Here is a 22,481-nt window from a genome sequence, read left to right as displayed (position 1 = left end):
AATTATCTGGAGATAGATATGAGCCGACCCACTAAGCGCTTTGCTCCTCAGGAATCTTATAAATTATTTATTGGTGGTGAATGGGTTAATAGCAACTCGGGGCGTACGATGGACAGCCTCAATCCTGCTACAGGCGAATTACTGACTCGCATACCGTTGGCCGATTCAAGTGATGTCGATGCTGCTGTCATTGCGGCAGAAAAGGCGTTCCCCATCTGGAAACTTACTTCCGCTATTGAACGACAGGATGCACTGCTCAAAATTGCAGACATGCTTGCAGAAAAGAAAGCATTCTTCGCCCACCTTGAGGCATTGGAAACCGGCAAGCCAATTCGCGAAACTTCAAATATTGATATCCCACTGGCCATAGACCACTTTCGCTACTTTGCAGGGGTTATCCGCTCTCACAGCGACGAAGCGGTGATGATTGATGATCAAACCATGAGCTTGGTATTCAGCGAGCCAATGGGTGTAGTCGGTCAGGTAATCCCATGGAACTACCCTCTGCTGATGGCCGCCTGGAAGATTGCACCCGCTATCGCAACCGGTAACACCGTAGTGATTAAGCCATCCGAGATGACTTCATCCACCCTGCTGGAGCTGACCAAGATTTTCAAGGAAGTATTACCAGATGGTGTGGTGAACGTTGTCACCGGCGTAGGCCCAGAAGCGGGCCAGGCTTTACTGGATCACCCTAAAGTCGCGAAGCTGGCCTTCACCGGGTCTACTGGCATCGGCTATAACGTGGCCAAAGCTGCGGCTGATAAATTGGTACCAGCTACATTGGAGCTGGGTGGCAAGTCAGCCAATATCGTATTCCCCGACACAAACTGGGAAAAAGCCCTGGAGGGCGGAGCCCTGTCTATCCTGCTGAACCAGGGACAAGTCTGTGAATCTGGTGCCCGCCTTTTTGTCCACGAAACTATATTCGACCGTTTTACCATTGAATTAAAAGCCAAGTTTGAATCTGTAAATGTCGGCGATCCGATGGACCCCAACACACAGATGGGCAGCCAGATCAGTGAAGCGCAAATGAACCGTATTCTTGGCTACATAGATATTGCCAAAGAAGAAGGTGCGAAGATCCTTACCGGCGGTAAGCGGCTGCAAAAACCCGGAATGGAACAGGGTTTTTATATTGAGCCGACAATTATTACCCATGCCGATAACGCTATGAAAGTGGCTCAGGAGGAAATCTTTGGCCCTGTGGTGGTAGTGATTCCTTTCTCCTCTGAGGAGGAAGTTATAGCGATGGCCAACCAATCCGATTATGGCTTGGCAGGTGCTGTTTGGACTCAGGATATAAACCGTGCACTGCGCGTTGCACGAGCCGTGGAAACAGGCCGCATGTGGGTGAATACCTATCACGAACTCCCTGCCCATGCACCGTTCGGCGGTTACAAGAAATCAGGTATTGGGCGTGAAACCCATAAATCGATGATTGATGCCTACACGCAGAAGAAGAATATCTTTATCAGTCTTAATGAAAAGCCCTACGGTCTTTTTTAAACCTCACTGCAATAAGCTTTTAGCAGGAAAGTAGTTATGAAAAACGAAGCACTATTCAGTGAAATCAACCTGGGCCCTTACACCCTGAAAAACCGCATTGTGCTGCCGCCGCTTACCCGGTCGCGTAGTTCACAGCCTGGCAACATCGCTAATGACTTAATGGCCAACTACTACGCTCAGCGTGCCGGTGCCGGCTTTATGGTTACAGAGGGCACGCAAATTGAGCCCCGGGGTCAGGGCTATGCCTGGACCCCCGGAATTTATTCACAGGACCAGATCGAAGGCTGGAAAAAAGTGACCAAAGCCGTACACGATCAAGGCGGTATTATTTTTGCCCAGCTTTGGCATGTGGGGCGTGTATCCCACACATCACTGCAGCCGGGTGGAGGGGCTCCCGTTGCGCCGTCTGCAATCCGAGCAGATGCGGTAAAGGTATTTATTGAGACAGGGCCAGGGCAAGGTGCTTTGGCTGAACCCAGTGAGCCCCGCGCGCTGACAACAGAAGAAGTTAAAGAACTGGTGCAGCTCTATGCCCAGGCAGCACGCAATGCTTTGGAAGCAGGCTTCGACGGTGTTGAGCTGCATTGTGCCAATGGTTATCTTGTAAACCAGTTTATTTCTGAGCATACCAACCAACGCGATGACGAGTATGGCGGTAGCCTGGAGAACCGACTGCGTTTCCTCAAAGAGATTGTTGCAGCGGTATCAGCAGAGGTAGGTAATGATCGTCTCGGCGTTCGATTTGCTCCGCTGTTTGAAAGTACCGATGTGGACCGTGTTTATCTTGGCCTGGTGGAGAGTGACCCACACACAACCTATATCGAAGCTATCAAACTATTGAACGAGGCGGGAATTGCTTACCTATCTTTAGCAGAAGCGGATTGGGATAATGCACCGGATTTACCTGAGAATTTCTACCAGGAAGTACGAGAGATCTTTGGCGGGCGCATCATGTATGCCGGCAAGTATTCCCCAGAGAAGGCTTTGCGGGTGCTGCAGGCGGGTAATGGAGATATCTTTGGTTTTGGCCGCCCTTTCATTGCCAATCCGGACCTTCCCATACGTATTCGCAATGATTGGCCTCTTAATAAGGTTGACCCGGAAACCATGTATGGCGGTACCGATGAAGGCTATACCGATTACCCTTCTTACCAGCCATAATTTTTAACAGTTCCTTAACAGGACATAAAAAAAGCCCCAGTAATTGAAGGTTACTGGGGCTTTAAACTTACTCGTATAACTTCTTGGATTCCTGAGGTAATTTTCAGTGTTTTTCCAGACACTAAAATAACTATTAATCCCTTTGGACACCTCGACTAAATAGTGATTTACTTCGAAATGATTATTAAAAACTAAAAGTCCACTCGGGCATCCAGTTCAAAGCCCAGGTTTCCAGGACTTTATCAAAGCCACTCAACACCATAATCCCAAGCAACAAAAGTATGGCGCCAAGTGCTACTTTGCCACCAACAGCAAAAGCGCCAACTGATGGTGATAAGCGGCTATAAATTTTCCGTGATAGCCCGCCTGCCACCAGTAGCGCAGCGCCGGTACCAAGCCCAAAAGAAAACATCACCATAAATGATTGGCCTAGTTGCTGGCCCATTGAAGCAAGCGCGATTGCTGCACCTAGCGTGGGACCTACGCAGGGCAACCAGATAATTCCTGTGAGAAAGCCGATACCAAACTGTCCGGCCCAGGCGCCATCACCAGTAATGCTCGCCCCTGCGGTAACTTTCGACAAACGCAGAGTCACCCAGTCGGAAAGGGGTTTGATCAGCAGAATAAGGGCAACGGCCACAAGCAGGATTGCAGCAATATAGCGAAATAGCTCTGGGTCCAGCCCTAAAGAAACCAGCAGGAAACTGAGTACAGTTCCAGCCAGGGCAAATGACAAGCTGAGCCCTACGGCGAGCGCATAAGGTCCCCAGCGCCCAGCACTGCTGGAGGCGCCAACCACCATTGGCACCAGCGGCCAAACACAGGGGGAGAGAATACTAAGTGTGCCCGCAATTAAGGCCAGGGGGATGGCGCTGACTTCAAGCATTTTCGCCGCAGGCCTTAACTGAGTTAAAGATATTCTGGCGAATAACATCAGCGCGTGTTTCAGCAACACTGAACCATACCTGCTTGTCCCCACGATAGAGCAGCAGGGTTGACTGCCTGGGCGCACGGAAATGCTTTACCCACTCTTTTTGCTTGTCGAAATTCACATTAAGGATTGTGAGGCCGCACTGGGGGTTATCTTTCTGGAACTGCGCAAGAATTATGCCCTGCTTCTTGCAGGTAGGGCACCAGTCTGCCCGCACATCAATCAATACGGGTTGCTTCGCAGCTTGCAGCTCTTTGAAGCGCTCTTCAGAGAAGGGCTCTCCGGCTGATGCGAAGGGCACGCTAAGAAGGAAGGAAGTTACAAGCAAAGAGCGTAGAAATAAGTGAAGAACTTTCATGCTAATCATATCCTCGGTATAAAAATGCACACCCCAGCAGAAAGGTAAAATTGGGTGCATTGCAACCTTAGTCGGCGTAGGCCGCAAATTATTACAGTCCATAATGAGGAATTTCTTAACAGATACTTACTGTAGAGCCGTCCACATTTACCATGGTTTGGATACAACACACTCCAAAAGCCAAGCCAGCTCAGGATTCAAAGGAAAGCCTGAACCCCGGATAAAAGAGAAATCCAGGGGGGAAGACGTGAAAATGTGCAGCTAATCCAATCGCTCAAGAAATGACTCAAAGCCCCAGATTCTTCTTAAAAGCTGATTATATGCCCCTGACTATAAAGTATAAAAACGCAAAGATTTCGTCATGCTAAGCCAGGAATGCCAAGTACATTTCAAAGGCCCCAAAGCCAGGCTAAGCAGATTCTCCTACTCTCTAGGAAAGCATGCACATTGGAATTCTGAGAATTCTGGCCAATTAATCGTTGGGAATGGGGAATCTGTAGGTCTCAAAAGTTAACCTAATTTATTGAAGGATGAACATAGAATACTAAATTAGCGATTTTTTATTTCCGGCCAATATTTTTATGTATCACCATTAATATCAGCGGAATCACCAGCCAACCCAAAGACCAAACCACAGGGCTGATGAATGCAAGTCCAATAGTAAGTACTGCGACGAAGGGTTCAGTCGTTGCGCTTTTGAAGACGTTATTTTTTTCATTGCTGGTAAGGGATGTGTTAGCGAAGCCCATCTTGCGGGCATACTGCCAGCCCGCGAGCCCGATAAATCCCGATAGAGCAAGGCATACACTCTGGCCAACGGTGGACGAGATGCTAACTAATTTAGGGTCATTGATCGCAAAATAGAGATAAAAACATACGACCACCTGCTGCAATAACACCAGCGAAGTATGGATATTATTGGACTGCTCAACAGGCCCAAGTAATTTATGCGTCAGATTCCACTGTACGAGCGTTAGTCCTACGGCAATAAATAGGCGGAAAATCTCTTGGGAATTCTCTACTAAAAGACTCAGAAGGCCAAATTCAAGCTTTATCCAAGCCATATCTTCTCCCGAAGGAAGATATAAAACGAAGTTGACAAATAAGAGCGCGTAAGCGACATCAATGAAATTTTCAAGTCGCCGCAGGCGGCAATGCCTTATTGCAATAGTTCCAGTATCTATATGGCGCATCAGGGAGACCAGACTTTTTAGCCACAGTGAGTCTCGTTATAGCAGACACCGGATGCTGTATAGATGCAAAAAATAGACTGAAAGCCAGTAATTTTTACGCCTCCCAGTAAAAAGAGGCAGAGAAAAGGGCCGGCCTGTTATTTGCTCTTAGATAACTTTTCGCCTGAAGAAGATAGTTCGATTAATGATCTAACTGGTACTACTGCCATCATTATTACACTAAAAGCTGATAGCCGGCCAATTTTGGTTGATAAGCAGACAGATCGAGCACAATTCAAACAAGGCAATACTATTAATCGATTGACTTCAAACAGAATCTACATAAGATCCTACGAAATTAACCCGGATAAAGATTTAACAACCATTTGCATAGCTATCCGGTCGCTGAGTTTGGTCAGTAGACCTCCTGACAAGATCCCCACTTTTCCAGGGTTAAAGGAATACAATTTTTACAGCCAGTAGAAAAAAGTATAATTATTTTTCTAGAAAAATTGATGATGCAAAAAACTTTATTGAACTCAATGCCGGTAAAAATACCTTCAGCTGCAAACCTTACCGTATCCAGTATGAAAACCAGCCTAAGTAAAAATCTCAGAGCTGGCTTTTGAAAGAATTGGCACGGTATCCTGAAGCAGTCAGATTAGAGGCTGAAAACACTCAATCGTCAGAAAAAATAGCAAGAGGAGTGACAGTGCTCCTTATCCATTTACCTTGGACAGCCCAACCTAAGCATTGCTTTGAATAATAAGTCAATAATACCCAGCAACCATATAAAAATGGGGTAATTATGGAAGGTGAATTACTTTCACTTCGAGCCGAACTCGCCCTGCTGGAGCGGGACAATCAACGCCGGCTGGAGACCTTCGAACGACGGCTCTCCGCCCTTGAGGCACAGCTCAGGCGGGACGATACAGAAACCAAAGAAGCCTTGGTAGAAAGTACTGCTGAGTTAGAAGACGAACTGGCCCTGCTTATGGGCACACCCTCCAAGCCCCGCCAAACCATTCAGCAAGCTCATTCAGCAACCATACCTTTAGCAACGGCAACTCCTACCCCGAAATCTTCTGAATCCAAATCAACGCCTGAGAGAGCCGGTAAACCATCAGTAGCCACTCCATGGTTACAAGAAGGCCTGGCCAGCCTATTGGCACCAGCCCTGGAACCGCTCAATCGTGTGTGGGAGCCCCTTGCAAACTTTTATCGCCATTACCAGCGCCAGGGTAAAGCCCCGGTATTCTTTATGACCGCTGCCGGCATACTGGCACTGGTATTTGGCTTCGCATACTTGCTGCAGTTCTCTTTCAACAACTATTTGGGCCCGGCCGGTAAGGTAATCTTGGGCTTTCTGGTTGCGGCGGCAACCACTTTTGGCGGTGTGACTTTTAGCCGGCGTATGCCCCATATGGCGGACTACGGCTCTGGATTAATAGCGCTCGGAGTGATTCTTCTCTACCTGTGTGGGTACTTTGCCGGGCCTTACTATCAGTTGCTGCCTGTTCCTGTTGGAGTCGGCCTGTTGGTGGCGACAACAGGGCTCTCTTACTTACTGGCCCTATTATTTGAGACACGAGTGGTGTCTATGGTGACCCTGCTGGGCGGTGCCACCATGCCTTTGGTGGCGAATCATTTTGATCCTTCCGCACTTGTTTACCTCAGCTATTTATTGGCACTCGCCCTGGCGATGCTGCATTTATCCAGGCAGATACGCTGGCCACAGCTTGCGATCGTCACTATGGTACTGAGCGCAGGCATGTTGGAGTTTTCGATCTCAAACCTGGATGGGGCTACATCTACCTGGGGACCATTGTTGATATTGCACGGCTTCTTTTATGGCTTTGCCCATTACGCCTTGCGGGGTCTAAACGCTGAATTGATAGAGTCCAAAGGGCTGGAGCGAAGGCGCCTGATTATTATTGCCGCAAACCTGGTGCTGTTTATCCACATCAGCTGGTCGCTGGCACCCAACAGTAACGCACTGGGCATTGTGTGGCTGCTGAACCTTCTACCCTGGATGGCTCTGGCCATTTATTCACGCTGGCTGTTTGGCTACAACGCCATCAGCATTTCCGCCCGTGTTGTACAGAATATGGCTCTACTACACGGTGGATTACTGGCAGGCTTGGCAATCCTTGCGTTGTGCAGTCCCGCTTTATTGGGGATTGTCTGGTGCCTAGAGGGATTGTTGCTGATTTTTCTCGGTGCCCGTTTTGGTTTTATCAGTGTAAGAAGCGAGGGTTACATCGCCCTATCTGCAGCTGGCATTACCATGCTGTGGCAAGCTCTGACCTGGGTAGCTGGCGGAGTTGTTCCCGCACCAATGTTGCTGTCATTAAGCGCAGATGCTGGTTGGGGTAACTGGTTGGCGCTCTGTGCGGCCACCTTCGCATTAACCCGGCTGTTGCAGCACTGCGCAGATCGGATTACTCCTAGAGAGCACCATTTAACCTCTTTCGCAGATAACGCTTTTGTGGTGTTTTTATCCGCAAGCTTTCTGCTATCTGTTGGCATCCTCTGGCCCCAGGGTATGTGGCTGCTTGCCTTGCTACCGATGGGCTTTTTAATCTGGCACGGCAAGCGCACTGGTTCAGCATTTAGTGAATGGTTTGGACTCAGCCATTACTTACTGCTGTTTATCCCACTACTCGCGAGTGCATCGATTGTGGGTAACTTGCATTTCTACGATCAAATACCTTACGGAAAGATCGCTAGTGTAGAGGCCTTCCTTAGCTTGTGGATGATTGCAGCTCTGTATAAACACCTGGATATGCAATCCACTGGCTTCTCTCTGGCACTCAATTTGCGCAAGCTGTTTTACGCTCTGGTGCCAATATTTTTCCTACCAACAGTACTTTATAAGGCCAACGACTACTTCCCCATCGCCGTTTGGCTGTCTGGCGCTATCGCCCTGGCACTTTATACACACCTGAAACTGGAGGTATTAAAACAGGAACTGCGCATATTGATCGCAGGCGCAAGCTTTGTAGCAATAATCAGTTGTGCTCTGCAGGAGTTTGCCAACTGGCAAGGGTTTGCCTTGAGTGGGTTGCTGTTGGGGCTGGTATCAATGGCGGCACTGTTGTGGATCGGCCAGGGATTGCGGCGGAAGCCAGCCGGCCAGGATTGGCGGTTGGCCCTGCATCGGGCACTTAAGCCACTCTTTCCATTGGCCTTTTACTATCTCGCGGCAACGCTACTTATTATTAGCTACGCGCTAAGCCGTGACTTTGCACTGGCACTTTTACTATGCCAGCTGTACTTCGCCGGTTTGTATATTTTTAAACCCCAATTAGCGCCGCTGCGCAACCAGTTGACCCCCCTTTATATGCTGAGTCTGCGCCTGTTTGAGTTTATTACCTTGTTGCAAGTTGCAGCGGTCATTGCCAATTCCGCTAAGGCGCCAATGTTGGGAGTGTATAACCTGGTGGCCCTGGGAATCGCTTCACTGTTGGTTTATCAGCGCTTTTTCGCCAATAGAGCCGTATGGCCTGGCCGCAGGCTGTTTAACCTGTGGGTGCTGCACCTTACAGCCATCCCAGCTTATATTGCGCTGCTGGCGCAAGTGCTGGAAACCATGTGGCTGCCAGCCATATCATTTGCCTTGGTGGTGCATGCAACACTGCTACTGTTCCAGACTCTAAGACCTGATACCCAAAAGTTACTGAAGCTCTCACTCATGTTGTTCGGCATTGCCGCACTAAAAATTGTGCTGTGGGATATGCAGGACTTTTCCCTGATACAAAAGATTGTGGTCTGTATGCTGGTGGGACTGTGCATGCTGGGGGCTGCATTCCAGTATCAGAAATTTCTGACCCCCAGAAAATGAAAACACCAAAAATACTGATCAGCTTATCTCAAAAATGTAATGGGCCTTTTTAGACCCATTACTATTTACAGTTGTTAAATTAGTTATGATTTGTGTGGGGTTATACAAGAACTCCATATGCTCTATCTTTTGAAGCAATACTTACAAAGGTTTGGCACAGATCACCCTCTATATATTGCTGCTAAAGACGTCTTATCACATCAAAGAACGCCTTACCCAAACCGCCCATTTGCCGGCCAACTACACTGAATGCGTAACTCCATTTCGATAAAATGCGCAGGGAAGCAAGAAATGAAACGGCTTCAGTTGGCAATAACGCTTTTTGCCGCCTTACTCATTAGTAGCCAAGCTTTGGCAGAGTATAAAAAAGGAGACTTTATTGTTCGTGTTGGCGCCGCCGCAGTTGATCCCAATGACGATTCCGACAATCTGCGCCTAAATGGCACCATACTGCCTGATACACGGGTTTACGTGGATACCGGTTACTCCGTGAGCGTTACGGGCACTTGGTTATTCGCAGACCACTGGGGATTGGGGCTTTTGGCAGCATTACCATTTAAACATGATCTCGACGTGCGCGGCCTGCCCGACCCGGTGACTGGCGAACCTCTCGGACGGGTGCGCCTCGGGGACATTAAACATCTGCCTCCTACCCTCACCTTGCAATGGTACCCGGTATGCACAGAATCCTGGGTGCAGCCTTACATTGGTGTCGGAGTAAATTACACCCACTTTTTAAGTGAGCATATCAATCGTGCGGCTCAGAATTACTTTGAAGCTGTACTCGGTGCAGAATCACGAGCAAGACTCAAGCTGGATGATTCTTGGGGCCTGGCTGGGGAAGTTGGAATAGATATCGCCTTTGGCCAGGATAGCCGTTGGCTGTTTAATGCCGCTATTTGGTACCTGGATATTGATACCGATGCAAATATCCGCTTCTATACAGGTGCGGAAGCTTACTCCCGTATCAATGTCGATGTGGACATAGATCCGTTTGTTTTCTCGGTCGGTATCGGTTATCACTTCTGATTTGGAGTGCCGGAAATCCGAAAGAGTGATTTTAATAGTTTCTTTTTAATGCCAGTCTGGGCATCAAAGAAATAAGTTATGGACTTTCCTTCCAGTCTGGCGGTAGCTCGCCTCTTCAGTAATCCACTCTCATTTTAATTAATCGAGCAAGCACTTCCCGTTGCGGCGTTCCGATAGACTCAACATTCATTCTATTTTCCCGAATCATACGGCCCGTTTTTAGCAATTTTCATCCTGTCCCTGCCCGATAAACTGCTCCCCATCGATAGAGGTTGCCCATTCCCTGGGGCACTACTTTAGAACTCACAGATTGAGGAGCGATACCATGACCACTTCCGCCCTGAGCACAATTCAAGATACCAACTCCATGTTTCCTGCTATTACCGACTTGGCTGGTCGTATAGGCCTGGCTGCGATTTTCTTACTGGCAGGTGTCAATAAAATTCAAAACTACGAGGGCAGCGCCCAGTACCTGGCCTACGGCGGCCTGCCTGAACTCCTGCTGCCACTGGTGATACTGTTTGAAGTAGGCACCGCCCTTGCCTTGATCGCAGGCTTTCAAGTTCGCTTGGTTGCATTAGCCCTAGCTGGATTTAGTGTGATTACCGCTGCCTTGTATCACAACAATCTGGCTGACCAGATGCAATTTATTATGTTCTTCAAAAACATCGCCATGGCCGGGGGCTTCCTGTTACTGGCTGCTAATGGTGCTGGACGATGGAGCCTGGACGCTCACAGACAGGGAGCCAAGCAGTAATTCCTCATAAAATAGACGGCAGAAACCCCGAGAAAATCGGGGCCTGCACCCACTCTTACAGGCTTTTAAGAGGTACAAAATGGGACTTTTAATCAGCGGAAAATGGCAGGACCAATGGTATAACACCAGCGAGTCTGGTGGCGCCTTTGAGCGAGAGGCGGCCCAACTGCGCAACTGGATAACCATTGATGGTAGCGCAGGGCCCAGTGGAACTGGTGGCTTTAAAGCCGAGCCCGGCCGTTATCACCTCTATGTATCACTTGCTTGCCCTTGGGCCCACCGCACACTGATCTTTCGCAAGCTGAAAAAGCTGGAAGGGCATATCGGCGTATCGGTAGTAAGCCCTGATATGCTGAACTCTGGCTGGAGTTTTAATATTGAAAAAGGCAGTAGTGGCGACCCCCTATTCAGATTCGATTACCTGTATCAAATCTACACCCACAACAAAGCCAATTACAGTGGGCGCGTAACTGTGCCGGTGCTATGGGACAAACAGCAGAACTGTATTGTCAGCAATGAATCTTCAGAAATCATACGTATGTTTAACAGCGCGTTTAATCTGATTACTGGCGATCAAACAGACTTTTTCCCACGGCAAAAGCGCGATGAAATTGAGGTTATTAATCATGAGATCTACGAGAATATTAACAACGGAGTTTATCGCTGTGGCTTCGCTACCACCCAGGCCGCTTATGGGGAAGCCTACGACAAATTATTCAAATCAATGGACCATGTGGAAACACGTCTGAGCCAACAGCGCTATCTTACCGGTGATCAAATCACTGAAGCAGACTGGCGTTTGTTTACCACACTAATACGCTTTGATGCAGTCTATCATGGGCATTTTAAGTGCAACCGTCAGCGCTTGGATGACTTCCCTAATATCCGTAACTATGTGCGCGAGCTGTATCAATGGCCCGGTGTAGCCGAAACTGTAGATTTTCACCATATCAAGCGCCATTACTACTTCAGCCATACTTCGATTAACCCCACCCAGGTTGTACCGGTGGGGCCCGCTATCGATTACAGTAGCCCCCACGACCGCAACAGGTTCCCCGTAAGATAAATCTTTAAGCCCGGCCCCACCTCAGGACTAACCCCAACCTCGGCCGCTCTGCGGCCACTTTTACTCAATCATGGGCAATGTCGTCGCCACCCATCTAAATTTTCGAACAAATCTTTCTATAATTCTGACTATCATTCGATTCTGGCGAACATTAGAGTAGCCCTTCGACAACTTATCCTGCCATAGGCATCAAGTTAAATGATCAACGGGAGAAGGCACCCATGCAGAAAACCACCCTGGAGCAATGGCGTATGTTTAAGGCTGTGGTGGATGCGGGAGGTTTCAACCAGGCCTCTTCAGTGGTGCATAAAAGCCAATCGAGTATTCACCATGCGGTAGGGAATCTGGAGACGGCACTGGGTGTAAAGCTTTTTGAAGTAACCGGGCGCAGAGTTACATTGACTGAAGCTGGCCAGCTGATGTTGCGCCGTGGAAAGTACTTACTGGATGAAGTATCCCGTATAGAGGCAATTGCGGAGTCTCTTAGCAGTGGTGTGGAATCTGAGCTGCGTATCGCTGTAGATGGTGCCTTCCCCCAGCAAGTGGTATTTAAGGCTCTCGAAAAAGTATCCGGAATATTCCCACAAACCAATATTGATATTGTCGATACCATTTTATCTGGCACTAATGAGTTGTTACAGGAAGGTGCTGTAGACCTGGGTTTATCACCAATGACAATGGCCGACAATCTCAATGAAGAAATCTGTACGATTGAATTTATCGCAGTGGCATATATCAACCATCCTCTGCATCAATTCAAACGAAAGTTAAACTATGATGATTTAAAATCTTACCGACAGATTATTGTGCGGGACTCAGCCACACAAACCAGCGTCGACTCGGGGTGGCTTGGCGCTGAACAGCGCTGGACAGTAAGTAGCTTGCGTGCATCTACAGAGCTGATTTGCCAGGGAATGGGGTATGCCTGGCTACCCATGCCAATTGCCGCCCCGCTATTGGAAAACGGAATGTTAAAACGTCTTCCATTGGAAAAAGGCGCATCCCGCACAGCCAGTTTTTATTTGAATTTTAGGGATCAAGACAGCCTGGGCCCTGCTGCGCGTGAATTTATAGGGGAATTACGGTTGCTGACACTAAATATGCCCACTTCGGAAAATTCACTTTAATAGAACAGCGAATCCTTATCTATCCAATATTTCTCTGGTGCAGACTTGAATAAAATAAATAAAACCATTATTCAAGTACTTGGATCTTGTTATGTACTATTTTAGACCGGCGCAGGAACGAGGAACTGCCAATTTTGGGTGGCTCCAAAGCAAGCATTCTTTCTCCTTCGGACACTACTACGATCGCATGCATATGGGGTTTTCTGTATTGAGGGTAATCAATGATGATACCGTCCGTCCCGGTGCAGGTTTTGATACTCACGGCCACAGGGATATGGAGATTATCTCCTATATCTTGGAAGGCGCTATTGAACATGTCGACAGTGAAGGGAATCGTTTTGTGGTCCCCGCCGGAGAAGTGCAAAGAATGAGTGCCGGAACAGGCATCACCCACTCAGAATATAATCACTCAACATCACAGAGATTAAAGTTCCTGCAAATTTGGATTCAACCCAATTGCCAGGGCATCAAGCCTGGGTATGAACAAAAATCAATTATTCAAACAAAGAAGCTGACTCCCCTGGTTACCCCAGATGGACGTGATGATTCACTAACCATGCAACAAGATGCCAGTTTGTATCGACTTCACTTGAAGAGCGGAGAAAGTGTGGTTCTGGATACCCGAATTCGCCCCGGATATTTACATGTGATTGGGGGGAGTGCCACTTTTAATAGCAATCATAAAATGATGGCAGGAGATGGCCTTGGACTGTTTAAAGAGGATATACAATTACAGGCCGGTATAGATGGTATAACGGCCTTGTGGTTTGATCTGCCACATCAATGAAAATTTAGTAAAATAAAGTCAACTCTTGAAATAAGGCAATTCGAAGTAATCATCAGCGGCAATATATATTTTTTCAATCAGGCGCAGTAATCGCCCTACCTGCTCTCTGGCCGATTCCCTCCTAAAATAGATCGAGGCAATTGGGGATCAATTGATGGGTGCAGTTGGCGACACGGATAGTCGCGATAGCAGGCAAGCCGAACCGGGGAGACTTATCTCCCTGCTCTCTCCTGTGCCCCCCACTATTTTGACACTGATCCTGTTGTTCTACATGTCAGATATATCTGCCGGTCGCGAAATTAGTTTTGGTGTGACCTGGGTATCTGACCTCGGTGTATCACTGCTATTTTTTATTGATGGTCTGAGCTTTCTTTTCGCCCTACTCATCAGTGGCATCGGCGTATTTATTACAATTTATGCCGCATCTTATTTACGCGGACATATGCAACTGCGCCGTTTTTATCTGTATCTCTACCTATTTATGATCGGAATGCTGGGTCTGGTGCTTGCCGGTGATCTGATTACTTTATTTGTATTTTGGGAAATCACCACTATCGCCAGTTACCTGCTGATTGGCTTTAATAACACCAGCGCCATTGCACGCCGCTCAGCGCTACAGGCCCTATTGGTAACCACCCTTGGAGGCCTGTGTTTACTGGCCGGTTTTATACTGCTTGGTTCACTCACAGGCAGTTTCGATATGGTGCAGGTACTCGCTTCCGGGGAGACAGTACGCGCAAGTTCACTATATGTGCCAATCCTGATACTGATATTAATCGGATCTTTTGCCAAATCCGCACAACTGCCTTTCCATTTTTGGCTTCCCAATGCGATGGCAGCTCCGACCCCTGTCAGCGCCTACCTACACTCTGCAACTATGGTAAAAGCAGGCATTTATCTATTGGCGCGCCTGCATCCAGTTCTGGCACAGACAGAAACCTGGGAGTGGATTTTGACCTGTACCGGTGCGGCTACCGCAGCAGTGGCTGCATTGGCTGCTCTGCGCCAGACCGACCTGAAACTTGCCCTGGCCTACACCACAATGATCGCACTCGGTACCTTGACTATGTTCCTTGGTTCCGATGCCTCTGCTGCAGTTGCAGCCGCTATCACCTTTTTAATAGTGCACTCTTTTTATAAGGCTGCACTGTTCATGGTGGTAGGCATCATTGATAAGCAGACTGGCACCCGCAATATGATCAAACTTGGTGGGCTCGGACGTGTCATGCCTATCACTTTTTTTACCGCACTGGCCTCAGCACTTTCTATGGCAGGATTCCCACCATTTCTTGGCTTTATTGGTAAAGAATTAAAATATGAGGGAGCGCTGGCTGTGGCATCCGAACCAGCTCTCGTATCCACTGCCGCAGTATTCGCCAATGCCGTCACTGTTACCGTGGCTGGTATGGTTGCTTTAAAACCCTTCCTGGGAAAATACCCACACAACCTACCCAAAGTCCACGAGGCATCGCTTGGCTTATGGATAAGTCCACTAATTCTCAGCTTTCTGGGACTTACCTTTGGTCTTGCCCCGGATCTCGTCGGTGGGGGACTTGTTGAACCTGCATTAACTGCTGTACTGGGTATTCCAGAGAGTATCGATTTACGCCTCTGGCACGGGATTAATATTCCTCTGTTAATGAGCATATTGACCTTTGGTCTTGGGGTCACTATGTATCTGGGCTTACGCCACCTGCGGGCTTGGCTGGCATGGGATTTCAAACATGCGCCTACCAGTGCCGATCTACTGTGGGACAAGTCCCTGGAGCTGTTGAGGTCCTTTGCGGCTTTCCAGACCCGGATATTGCAAAACGGGGTTATGCGGCGTTATTTGACGGTCATTTTTGTGACCGTTTCGATATTCCTTTCCTATGCCTTGTTACGATCGGGGCAATTCCCACTGGAATACAACTGGCCGCGTCTGAACCTGAAAGAATGGGCCGCCCTTCTACTTACCGTGGGTGGAGCTTTTATGGCGGGTACAGCACGCAAACCATTAATTGCAATATGCGCTCTCGGGGCCCTGGGTGTTGGAGTTGCATTAATCTATCTGTTCTTTGGTGCTCCGGATGTAGCTATTACCCAGCTCCTGGTTGAAACCCTATATTTGGTATTGGTTGCCGCAATACTGCCTCGCCTGCCAGTATTCAGCCCCGGTAGAAAAATCCGCTTTCGCCCTAGAGATGCCCTTTTGGGTGGCATGGTCGGCCTGTTGGTGACTTTGAGTATTCTTGCCGTATTACAAACACCCTTCGATAGTCCTACCAGTGACTTCTTTGAGCAGGCCGCAGTGCCCGAGGCTCATGGGCGTAATATTGTCAATGTCATCCTAGTGGACTTCCGCGCGCTGGATACCTTCGGAGAAATCATTGTGGTATTTACTGCTGCCGTAGCGGCAGTAACGCTGCTGGGCCATCAATTACGGCGGGGGCCACAATGAACTCTCTGATATTGCAAACAGCAACCCGAGTGCTTGTGGCGCTCATTCTGGTTTTCTCGGTATATATGCTCTTGCGCGGCCACAATTATCCTGGAGGGGGTTTTATTGCCGGGTTAATTGCCGCTTCGGCATTTGCACTCTTTGCCATAGCCTGGGGTATGGAAGCGGCCCAGCGAGCACTGCGGGTTCCTCCCGGAAACCTGGCAATGAGTGGCGTATTGATTTCGGCACTGTCCGGTATGCTCGCAGCTTTTAAAGGAGAAGCGCCTTTCTCGGGCCAATGGTTTCAACTTATCGGCGATAAAAACTCGGGCGGTATCTCCATCAGCAATGTACTAATTTTTGATATTGGCGTTTACCTGGCGGTACTCGGCGCTGTACTCACCCTGATTTTTGCCCTGGAAGAGGCTGGTTAATATGGAGGGTCCCCTCGCACTTGTGGTTGGCATATTGATTGCCACCGGAGTCTATCTGATGCTGGCCAGGGATCTGCTGCACTACCTGTTCGGGTTAATACTCATCAGTAACGCCGCCAATCTGGCCATATTTATTACCGGTAGATTAACCCGCGCGGCTCCGGCCCTGGTTCCCAAAGGGCTGGAAGTACCGCCTATGCCTGTAGCGAACCCCCTGCCCCAGGCACTTATCCTGACTGCCATTGTAATCGGTTTTGGTCTGTTGGCCTTTGCCCTGGCATTAATCGCCCAGGCCTATAAAGTGCTGGGTACCCTTGATGTGGACTCCATGCGCATTGCGGAGCCGGTGAAGCCCAAGAGGAAAAAATCCCCTTGAGCTGGTTACTCGCCCTGCCCTTCCTGATTCCCATCTTCACCGCACTTGCCGCTTTTCCTGCGCGCGGGCGCCCTTTGCTCTGCGGCTCAATTTCTATTTGCGGCTGTGTGCTGATGCTGGGAATAGCAATCGCCATTATGATACTGGTGGAAACCGGCAGTCCGCGCGCGGCCCAAATGGGGGATTGGGCGGCTCCCTTTGGGATTACCCTGGTAGCTGATCGTCTGAGTGCAGTAATGTTGCTAATCAGTGCAATTGTAGGGCTCTGCGTTTCATTATTTTCACTCTCAGACATTGATGAAAAACGGGTAAAGCTGGGATTTCACAGCTTCTTCCAGCTTTTATTGGCAGGCGTTTGCGGAAGCTTTATTACCGGAGACCTGTTTAATTTGTATGTCTGGTTTGAGGTGATGCTAATCGCCTCATTTGCCTTGCTGGTTTTGGGGGGAGATCGTATCCAGCTGGATGGCGGTATTAAATATGTCGCGCTGAATCTTGTGTCCACCCTGCTGATGCTCACATCCATTGGTATGATTTACGGGTTGACCGGCACCCTAAATATGGCACAGCTGCATATATCCCTGGCCACGGTCGACAATCCGGTGGCTGTATCTGCCCTGGCGGTATTGTTTATCAGTGCTTTTGGGATCAAAGCAGCTATCTTTCCATTATTTTTCTGGCTGCCAGCTTCTTATCATGCCCCACCTGTGGCAGTAACCGCTGTATTTGCCGGGCTGCTTACGAAAGTTGGAGTCTACGCGCTGATAAGAACCTTTACCCTGATTTTCCCTACAGACCTGGGCTTTACCCACAATATCCTTTTGGGGGCAGCATTACTCACCATGCTAACCGGCGTACTGGGCGCTGCCGCCCAATATGAATTTCGCAAAATCCTTGCATTCCATATCATTAGCCAGATCGGTTTCCTGGTGCTTGGGCTGGCTCTCAACTCCCCCTTGGCACTGGCCGGATCAGTGTTTTACATGGTGCATAATATTGTTGCCAAAACTAACCTGTTCCTGATCAGCGGTACCGCCCAGCGCCTTACAGGCAGCTATGAATTGAGCGAAATCGGTGGTGTTTATCAAGCCAGCCCTCTGCTTTCTACCTTTTTCTTTATTGCCGCTTTCAGTCTTGCCGGCTTTCCTCCTCTGTCGGGTTTTTGGGCCAAACTATTGTTATTAAAAGCCAGCATGGACCAGGCGGCTTACCTTGTGGCAGCTGTTGCGCTAATTACCGGCGCTCTAACCCTATATTCCATGAGTAAGATCTGGGCAGAGGTTTTCTGGAAGGACCACCCCAAAAGCTACTGTAGCAATTTGTATGAGATACCACGTACTGAGAGGTTACAGCGCCTGCTACCTGTTGCCCTGTTAGCATTCATTACCTTAGGGCTGGGGCTGGTTCCAGAGCCTTTTATTGATTACTCCCTAGGGGCCGCAAATGAGCTTCTGGAACCCCGGGAATATCTGGATGCGGTTTTGGGCGAGGGTTCCGCCCAGTACACAGGAAACCACTGAGTATGCGCGTATTTTTACTCAATCTGTTATTGGCCATCAGCTGGTCCGCACTTACCGGTAATGCGACACTGACGAATTTCTGTTTTGGTTTTTTAATTGGTTACTTGGCACTGAGGGTATCCCCCAGTTTACCCGGGGGAAGTAAGTATTTTTATCGCCTGCCGCGCTTCGCCCACTTGTCCTTTTTTTTCATTCAGGAGCTGATACTGTCCAGCCTGCGTGCTGCCTATGAGGTATTTTCACCCAAACTAAAGAGCCGCCCCATGGTCGTGCGTATCCCCCTGAAAATCACTGATCGCAACCAAATTTTTATTCTCACTAATTTAATCTCGCTAACTCCGGGAACCATGGTGCTGGAAATTACCAAAGACCACTCTGAACTTTTGGTTCACACCATGTTTGTGGATGATCCGGAAGCTTTTCGCGAGGAAATTCACCAGGGTTTCGAAAAGCGGGTAAGGGAGGCCTTTTCCTGATGCCAATTACTATTGCCGACATACACTCCCCCATTATTGTAGGGGCGATTAACATCTCTTCACTGATGTTACTTTTGGCCCTGGCAATGTGCTTTTTGCGAATATTTTTTGGGCCTACGTTAGCCGATAGAGTTGTTGCCCTGGATGTATTAAATATTCTCGCCGTCGCATACTGTGCACTATTGGCAATTGCTTCAGGACAGCCTGTATACCTGGATGCGGCTATTGCACTGGCACTTGTGGCATTTCTGGTCAGTGTGGCCTTCGCGCGTTTTATCGAAAAAAGTGGCAAGAAAACCGTGATTCACGAAGGGGGCGGTGGTGGTAGTTTTCGATGAGGTTTTTATTGCAGCATTGATACTGGTAGGAAGTACTTTTGGGTTCAGTGCCGCCCTGGGATTACTGCGCATGCCGGATTTTTACACTCGCATGAGTACTTCCGGTAAGGCTGCTACCCTGTGCTGTGGTCTTTTACTGGCCGGAGTAGCCACCCTGTTCCATGATACCCAGGTTACGGCACGGGCGGTGGCTGCAATCCTGTTCCTGCTACTCACGGTGCCGGTGGGCGTGCATATGATCGCACGCGCAGCCTACCGGGTTGGTACCCCTATGTGGCGGGGAGCATCAGCCCGCCCCCGTTTCAAAAATCCGAAAAGGGACCTCCGTTAACCGAAAGTCCTTTCGAGGAGCCCCTAAATTAGTGGCCCTTAGAATACAGTTCAGCGATAACTGCATCACTACGCTGGGAAAGTCGATGGGAACAGTCATCGACAAGGATGACATGCCCCATCTTGCGTCCCTCTCTCAGGCTTTTGCCATAAAGCCATACGCCTTCATTTTTCTGCGAGGGTGATTTATTCACTCCGAGCATATTAATCATGGCAGTTGGGCTGGAGCATTGTGTATCCCCCAGCGGCATATCGAGAATGGCGCGCAGGTGGTTGGCAAATTGACTGGTCTCTGCTCCCACCAGGGTCCAGTGGCCACTGTTATGGACCCGCGGCGCTATTTCGTTAACGATCAATCCCTCAGTTGTCACGAAACATTCCAGGGTCAGCGCGCCTACATAGTCCCAGTCACGCATCAGTTTATCCAGGTAGGATTGGGCCTGACTCATTAGCTGGAAGTCATGAAACGGCGCCTTTGAAACCAGAAGAGTGCCCTGGCGATGAAGGTTTTCAGTCAGGGGATAGGTTTTTACTTCCCCGGATACAGAGCGCACTCCAACCAGGGAAACTTCACAGGAAAAATCCACCGCTGCTTCCACCACGCAAGCTTGGCTCTGAGCTTCTTCGATAGCATCTTCAAGTTGCGCCTGGTTTTTAACCCGCCATTGGTTTTTCCCATCGTAGCCATTTTCACAGCTTTTAATAAATACTGGATAGCCCAGGGTGCCAAGGGCGCGACGTAATTCATCAGCCCCCAGCGCCGGTACAAAGGACGCCACTGGAAGACCGCTCTCGGTCAGTGCTAACTTTTCCCGCAGGCGGTGCTGGGCTTTTTCAAAGATATGGGGATCGGGATAAACCGGGCAAAACTGCTGTAACTTTCGCAACAAGGCCACATCCACCTGCTCTCGCTCGGCAGTAATTACCTCTGGCCGGCCCAAGGCTTGATACAAAACCTCCCCGCTCTCATGCTCTTCAAGCTTGACCAGCTCTCCAAGCCCTTCGACACAGCTGGTGTTTTCCCCTTCCTCGGCGAGGAAGCTGAAAGTGATACCGAGGGGCTGGCCCTCCTGCGCCATCATCTGTGCCAGCTGCCCACAGCCAACTATAGCGATATGTCTGGTGCGCTCACTCACAGTGCCTTACTCCACAGACAGAGGAACTTGCTCACTTTGCTGCTCCCGCCAGGCAATCAGGCGCTGCTGCAGACCTGCATCGCTCAATGACAACATCTGTGCTGCCATCAGGCCCGCATTAAAAGCGCCGGAAGCACCTACTGCCTGAGTGGCAACGGCAACACCCCGTGGCATCTGTACAATCGAAAGCAGGCTGTCCATACCAGTCATAAAACGGCTCTCAACAGGGACAGCAATCACCGGCAGCGGGCTCATGGCAGCAATCATGCCCGGTAAGTGCGCAGAGCCACCAGCACCAGCGATAATCACCTGGGTACCTTTTTTATGTGCCTCACTGGCAAATTCCACTAAACGCTGGGGGGTTCTGTGGGCAGAAACTACGGCGGTAGCGAAGGGGACCTCCAGCTCTGTAAGAGGCTTGGTCGCATTGGACATGGTGGCCCAATCCGAGCGCGACCCCATTACGATGGTGACTTTTTCAAAAGGCAGAGACTTCACTTGCAGTTAACTCCAGTGTTGGATGAAGGCCAGATAGACGGGGATCGCCACCAGCACGTTAAAAGGAAATGTGATTGCCAGAGACAAGGTGATCGAAACACTGGCATTAGCCTGGGGCAGAGCTACGGCCATCGCTGCAGGCACTGCGATATAGGAAGCACTGCTGCCCAACACCGCTAGCAGGAAGACGCCTCCGGCAGAAAGACCGAGCAGGGAGCCGAGAACTCCCCCCGCAACGCCACCCATCAAAGGCATGAAGATGCCGAAGCTGAGCAGGAATGCGCCCTGCCCCTTTACGTCTCGGAGACGCGCCGCGGCTACCCGCCCCATCTCCAATAAGAACAGGGCGAGAACGCCGTGAAATAATTGACCAAAGAAAGGCATGACAGACGCAGTACGCTCTCCAGCCCAGGCACCAATAACAATACCGCCAAGAAGCAAGAGAACGCCCTGGTTACAGGTCAGCTCGTGAAACAGCTTGCCGGTGCCAGCGTCTTTAGCAGACTGCCTCGCCAGCAGAATGCCCACCACAATTGCAGGAACTTCCAACAAAGCGACAAACAGAGGGAAGTAAGCCTCGTATTCAATACCGCGTGAATTGAGAAGTGCAACAGCCACAGCGTAAGTCGCGACACTGACGGAACCATAATGGGCAGCTGTGGCTGCGGCATCGAGGCGGGACCACTTGCCAATCCAGTGAAGGACCGGGAAAGCCAACAGAGGTAGCAAGGCACCAAAAGCCAGAACAGCCAGTGATTGTGGTACCAGGGTAGCGGCAGAATAGGTACTGAGTGCCGCACCACCCTTGAGGCCGATAGCCAGCAACAGGAAGATCACACAGCTTTGGTAGAGGCCAGTTGGCAGGCGCAGGTCACTGCGAACCAACTGTGCCAGTGCACCCAGCAGGAAGAAACCTACAACAATATCGAGTTGCATTTTCAGTACTTCCGGCGCTGGGATCGTACTGGCTGTCGCTCCTGTCTGGCGATATCCACCCTGATTCGCCGGCGGCTTCGACTGGTAAACCAGTAACCGACGTTGGCAAGTAACACCAGGAGACCAACAGCCATGAGGGCTCCGGCTACGATACCGGCCAGTGTCAGGGTCCAGCCAACAAACATGACCAGTAATCCAACAGACGCGCCAAAATAAAGTTGTGACTTATGCATCAAAGAGGCCCCCGCTGTTTATTAAGTGGGCGCATTATCGA

General features: G+C 49.5%; 23 protein-coding genes. 16 read left to right on the top strand and 7 right to left on the bottom strand.

The genetic code is table 11. The annotated features are described in order from the left end of the window. Nucleotides 1-18 precede the first annotated feature (18 nt). Together ACJJIP_RS02445 and ACJJIP_RS02440 are read left to right on the top strand one after the other, a co-directional pair. Nucleotides 19-1,509, top strand: a complete 1,491-nt coding sequence (locus ACJJIP_RS02445; protein ID WP_444900975.1) for an aldehyde dehydrogenase family protein — start codon at nucleotides 19-21, stop codon at nucleotides 1,507-1,509. A 36-nt stretch (nucleotides 1,510-1,545) separates the two neighbouring features. Continuing rightward, nucleotides 1,546-2,670, top strand: a complete 1,125-nt coding sequence (locus ACJJIP_RS02440; protein ID WP_444946158.1) for an alkene reductase — start codon at nucleotides 1,546-1,548, stop codon at nucleotides 2,668-2,670. A gap of 184 nt (nucleotides 2,671-2,854) precedes the next feature. On the opposite strand, the gene ACJJIP_RS02435 is transcribed toward ACJJIP_RS02440, so the two are convergent. From ACJJIP_RS02435 to ACJJIP_RS02425, 3 genes are all read right to left on the bottom strand, one after another. Continuing rightward, on the bottom strand, nucleotides 2,855-3,556 hold the full coding sequence (locus ACJJIP_RS02435) for a cytochrome c biogenesis CcdA family protein (protein ID WP_444946157.1): 702 nt from the start codon (nucleotides 3,554-3,556) through the stop codon (nucleotides 2,855-2,857). After that, the gene (locus ACJJIP_RS02430; protein WP_040629156.1) at nucleotides 3,549-3,959 is read right to left on the bottom strand and encodes a thioredoxin family protein; all 411 of its coding nucleotides are present in this window, start codon (nucleotides 3,957-3,959) and stop codon (nucleotides 3,549-3,551) included. The genes ACJJIP_RS02435 and ACJJIP_RS02430 overlap by 8 nt, the downstream gene beginning before the upstream one ends. 560 nt (nucleotides 3,960-4,519) lie before the next feature. Next, nucleotides 4,520-5,152, bottom strand: coding sequence for a hypothetical protein (locus ACJJIP_RS02425; protein WP_444946156.1), 633 nt, complete (start codon nucleotides 5,150-5,152; stop codon nucleotides 4,520-4,522). 445 nt (nucleotides 5,153-5,597) lie between these two features. On the opposite strand from ACJJIP_RS02425, the gene ACJJIP_RS02420 reads away from it, so the two are divergent. From ACJJIP_RS02420 to mnhG, 14 genes are all read left to right on the top strand, one after another. Beyond that, the gene (locus ACJJIP_RS02420; RefSeq protein ID WP_444946907.1) at nucleotides 5,598-5,738 is read left to right on the top strand and encodes a DUF5329 family protein; all 141 of its coding nucleotides are present in this window, start codon (nucleotides 5,598-5,600) and stop codon (nucleotides 5,736-5,738) included. Nucleotides 5,739-5,939: 201 nt separating this feature from the next. Further along, nucleotides 5,940-8,975 carry a DUF2339 domain-containing protein gene (locus tag ACJJIP_RS02415; RefSeq protein ID WP_444946155.1) on the top strand — a complete coding sequence of 1,012 codons (3,036 nt, stop codon included), beginning with the start codon at nucleotides 5,940-5,942 and terminating at the stop codon, nucleotides 8,973-8,975. Nucleotides 8,976-9,266: 291 nt separating this feature from the next. Further along, nucleotides 9,267-10,004 (top strand): OmpW/AlkL family protein, encoded by a 738-nt coding sequence (locus ACJJIP_RS02410; protein WP_444946154.1) that lies wholly within the window; start codon nucleotides 9,267-9,269, stop codon nucleotides 10,002-10,004. A gap of 325 nt (nucleotides 10,005-10,329) precedes the next feature. Next, the gene (locus ACJJIP_RS02405) at nucleotides 10,330-10,761 is read left to right on the top strand and encodes a DoxX family protein (protein WP_444946153.1); all 432 of its coding nucleotides are present in this window, start codon (nucleotides 10,330-10,332) and stop codon (nucleotides 10,759-10,761) included. Between the two features lie 79 nt (nucleotides 10,762-10,840). Continuing rightward, complete coding sequence (locus tag ACJJIP_RS02400) at nucleotides 10,841-11,827, top strand: glutathione S-transferase family protein (RefSeq protein ID WP_444946152.1); 987 nt, start codon at nucleotides 10,841-10,843, stop codon at nucleotides 11,825-11,827. Nucleotides 11,828-12,048: 221 nt separating this feature from the next. Further along, nucleotides 12,049-12,954, top strand: coding sequence for a LysR family transcriptional regulator (locus ACJJIP_RS02395; RefSeq protein ID WP_444946151.1), 906 nt, complete (start codon nucleotides 12,049-12,051; stop codon nucleotides 12,952-12,954). Between the two features lie 91 nt (nucleotides 12,955-13,045). Beyond that, nucleotides 13,046-13,741 (top strand): pirin family protein, encoded by a 696-nt coding sequence (locus ACJJIP_RS02390; protein WP_444946150.1) that lies wholly within the window; start codon nucleotides 13,046-13,048, stop codon nucleotides 13,739-13,741. Nucleotides 13,742-13,895: 154 nt separating this feature from the next. Next, nucleotides 13,896-16,181 carry a hydrogen gas-evolving membrane-bound hydrogenase subunit E gene (mbhE, locus tag ACJJIP_RS02385; RefSeq protein ID WP_444946149.1) on the top strand — a complete coding sequence of 762 codons (2,286 nt, stop codon included), beginning with the start codon at nucleotides 13,896-13,898 and terminating at the stop codon, nucleotides 16,179-16,181. Further along, nucleotides 16,178-16,597, top strand: coding sequence for a Na+/H+ antiporter subunit B (locus ACJJIP_RS02380; RefSeq protein ID WP_020414579.1), 420 nt, complete (start codon nucleotides 16,178-16,180; stop codon nucleotides 16,595-16,597). Before mbhE ends, ACJJIP_RS02380 begins: the two co-directional genes overlap by 4 nt. A 1-nt stretch (nucleotide 16,598) precedes the next feature. Beyond that, on the top strand, nucleotides 16,599-16,973 hold the full coding sequence (locus ACJJIP_RS02375; RefSeq protein WP_020414578.1) for a Na+/H+ antiporter subunit C: 375 nt from the start codon (nucleotides 16,599-16,601) through the stop codon (nucleotides 16,971-16,973). After that, nucleotides 16,970-18,493 (top strand): Na+/H+ antiporter subunit D, encoded by a 1,524-nt coding sequence (locus ACJJIP_RS02370; protein WP_444946148.1) that lies wholly within the window; start codon nucleotides 16,970-16,972, stop codon nucleotides 18,491-18,493. Before ACJJIP_RS02375 ends, ACJJIP_RS02370 begins: the two co-directional genes overlap by 4 nt. Before the next feature lie 2 nt (nucleotides 18,494-18,495). Next, nucleotides 18,496-18,969 (top strand): Na+/H+ antiporter subunit E, encoded by a 474-nt coding sequence (locus tag ACJJIP_RS02365; protein ID WP_444900968.1) that lies wholly within the window; start codon nucleotides 18,496-18,498, stop codon nucleotides 18,967-18,969. Beyond that, nucleotides 18,969-19,307: a cation:proton antiporter gene (locus ACJJIP_RS02360; RefSeq protein ID WP_020414575.1), complete on the top strand. Its 339-nt coding sequence runs from the start codon at nucleotides 18,969-18,971 to the stop codon at nucleotides 19,305-19,307. The genes ACJJIP_RS02365 and ACJJIP_RS02360 overlap by 1 nt, the downstream gene beginning before the upstream one ends. After that, on the top strand, nucleotides 19,291-19,638 hold the full coding sequence (gene mnhG, locus ACJJIP_RS02355) for a monovalent cation/H(+) antiporter subunit G (RefSeq protein WP_282952449.1): 348 nt from the start codon (nucleotides 19,291-19,293) through the stop codon (nucleotides 19,636-19,638). Before ACJJIP_RS02360 ends, mnhG begins: the two co-directional genes overlap by 17 nt. 28 nt (nucleotides 19,639-19,666) lie before the next feature. Here mnhG and ACJJIP_RS02350 read toward each other — a convergent pair whose 3' ends face one another. The 4 genes from ACJJIP_RS02350 to ACJJIP_RS02335 are packed head-to-tail and all read right to left on the bottom strand — an operon-like array spanning nucleotide 19,667 to nucleotide 22,440. Continuing rightward, on the bottom strand, nucleotides 19,667-20,773 hold the full coding sequence (locus tag ACJJIP_RS02350) for a 5-(carboxyamino)imidazole ribonucleotide synthase (protein ID WP_282952448.1): 1,107 nt from the start codon (nucleotides 20,771-20,773) through the stop codon (nucleotides 19,667-19,669). Between the two features lie 6 nt (nucleotides 20,774-20,779). Continuing rightward, entirely contained in the window at nucleotides 20,780-21,271 is a 492-nt protein-coding gene (purE, locus tag ACJJIP_RS02345) for a 5-(carboxyamino)imidazole ribonucleotide mutase (protein ID WP_020414572.1), read from the bottom strand. A 6-nt stretch (nucleotides 21,272-21,277) separates the two neighbouring features. After that, nucleotides 21,278-22,207 carry a sodium-dependent bicarbonate transport family permease gene (locus ACJJIP_RS02340; RefSeq protein ID WP_020414571.1) on the bottom strand — a complete coding sequence of 310 codons (930 nt, stop codon included), beginning with the start codon at nucleotides 22,205-22,207 and terminating at the stop codon, nucleotides 21,278-21,280. 2 nt (nucleotides 22,208-22,209) lie between these two features. Then, nucleotides 22,210-22,440 (bottom strand): hypothetical protein, encoded by a 231-nt coding sequence (locus tag ACJJIP_RS02335; protein WP_020414570.1) that lies wholly within the window; start codon nucleotides 22,438-22,440, stop codon nucleotides 22,210-22,212. Nucleotides 22,441-22,481: the final 41 nt, after the last annotated feature.

The organism is Microbulbifer variabilis, assembly GCF_052467165.1.
This window is presented reverse-complemented; position numbering and strand designations above follow the sequence as displayed.

What these genes read in the sequence shown, in the direction of transcription:
- ACJJIP_RS02415 (WP_444946155.1), top strand. Translation starts at nt 5,940, where the DNA reads ATGGAAGGTGAATTACTTTCACTTCGAGCCGAACTCGCCCTGCTGGAG.
- ACJJIP_RS02410 (WP_444946154.1), top strand. Translation starts at nt 9,267, where the DNA reads ATGAAACGGCTTCAGTTGGCAATAACGCTTTTTGCCGCCTTACTCATT.
- ACJJIP_RS02435 (WP_444946157.1), bottom strand. Translation starts at nt 3,556, where the DNA reads ATGCTTGAAGTCAGCGCCATCCCCCTGGCCTTAATTGCGGGCACACTT.
- ACJJIP_RS02425 (WP_444946156.1), bottom strand. Translation starts at nt 5,152, where the DNA reads ATGCGCCATATAGATACTGGAACTATTGCAATAAGGCATTGCCGCCTG.
- ACJJIP_RS02400 (WP_444946152.1), top strand. Translation starts at nt 10,841, where the DNA reads ATGGGACTTTTAATCAGCGGAAAATGGCAGGACCAATGGTATAACACC.
- ACJJIP_RS02365 (WP_444900968.1), top strand. Translation starts at nt 18,496, where the DNA reads ATGCGCGTATTTTTACTCAATCTGTTATTGGCCATCAGCTGGTCCGCA.
- ACJJIP_RS02445 (WP_444900975.1), top strand. Translation starts at nt 19, where the DNA reads ATGAGCCGACCCACTAAGCGCTTTGCTCCTCAGGAATCTTATAAATTA.
- mbhE (WP_444946149.1), top strand. Translation starts at nt 13,896, where the DNA reads ATGGGTGCAGTTGGCGACACGGATAGTCGCGATAGCAGGCAAGCCGAA.
- ACJJIP_RS02395 (WP_444946151.1), top strand. Translation starts at nt 12,049, where the DNA reads ATGCAGAAAACCACCCTGGAGCAATGGCGTATGTTTAAGGCTGTGGTG.
- ACJJIP_RS02440 (WP_444946158.1), top strand. Translation starts at nt 1,546, where the DNA reads ATGAAAAACGAAGCACTATTCAGTGAAATCAACCTGGGCCCTTACACC.
- ACJJIP_RS02380 (WP_020414579.1), top strand. Translation starts at nt 16,178, where the DNA reads ATGAACTCTCTGATATTGCAAACAGCAACCCGAGTGCTTGTGGCGCTC.
- ACJJIP_RS02375 (WP_020414578.1), top strand. Translation starts at nt 16,599, where the DNA reads ATGGAGGGTCCCCTCGCACTTGTGGTTGGCATATTGATTGCCACCGGA.
- ACJJIP_RS02340 (WP_020414571.1), bottom strand. Translation starts at nt 22,207, where the DNA reads ATGCAACTCGATATTGTTGTAGGTTTCTTCCTGCTGGGTGCACTGGCA.
- ACJJIP_RS02335 (WP_020414570.1), bottom strand. Translation starts at nt 22,440, where the DNA reads ATGCATAAGTCACAACTTTATTTTGGCGCGTCTGTTGGATTACTGGTC.
- ACJJIP_RS02390 (WP_444946150.1), top strand. Translation starts at nt 13,046, where the DNA reads ATGTACTATTTTAGACCGGCGCAGGAACGAGGAACTGCCAATTTTGGG.
- ACJJIP_RS02405 (WP_444946153.1), top strand. Translation starts at nt 10,330, where the DNA reads ATGACCACTTCCGCCCTGAGCACAATTCAAGATACCAACTCCATGTTT.
- ACJJIP_RS02360 (WP_020414575.1), top strand. Translation starts at nt 18,969, where the DNA reads ATGCCAATTACTATTGCCGACATACACTCCCCCATTATTGTAGGGGCG.
- ACJJIP_RS02430 (WP_040629156.1), bottom strand. Translation starts at nt 3,959, where the DNA reads ATGAAAGTTCTTCACTTATTTCTACGCTCTTTGCTTGTAACTTCCTTC.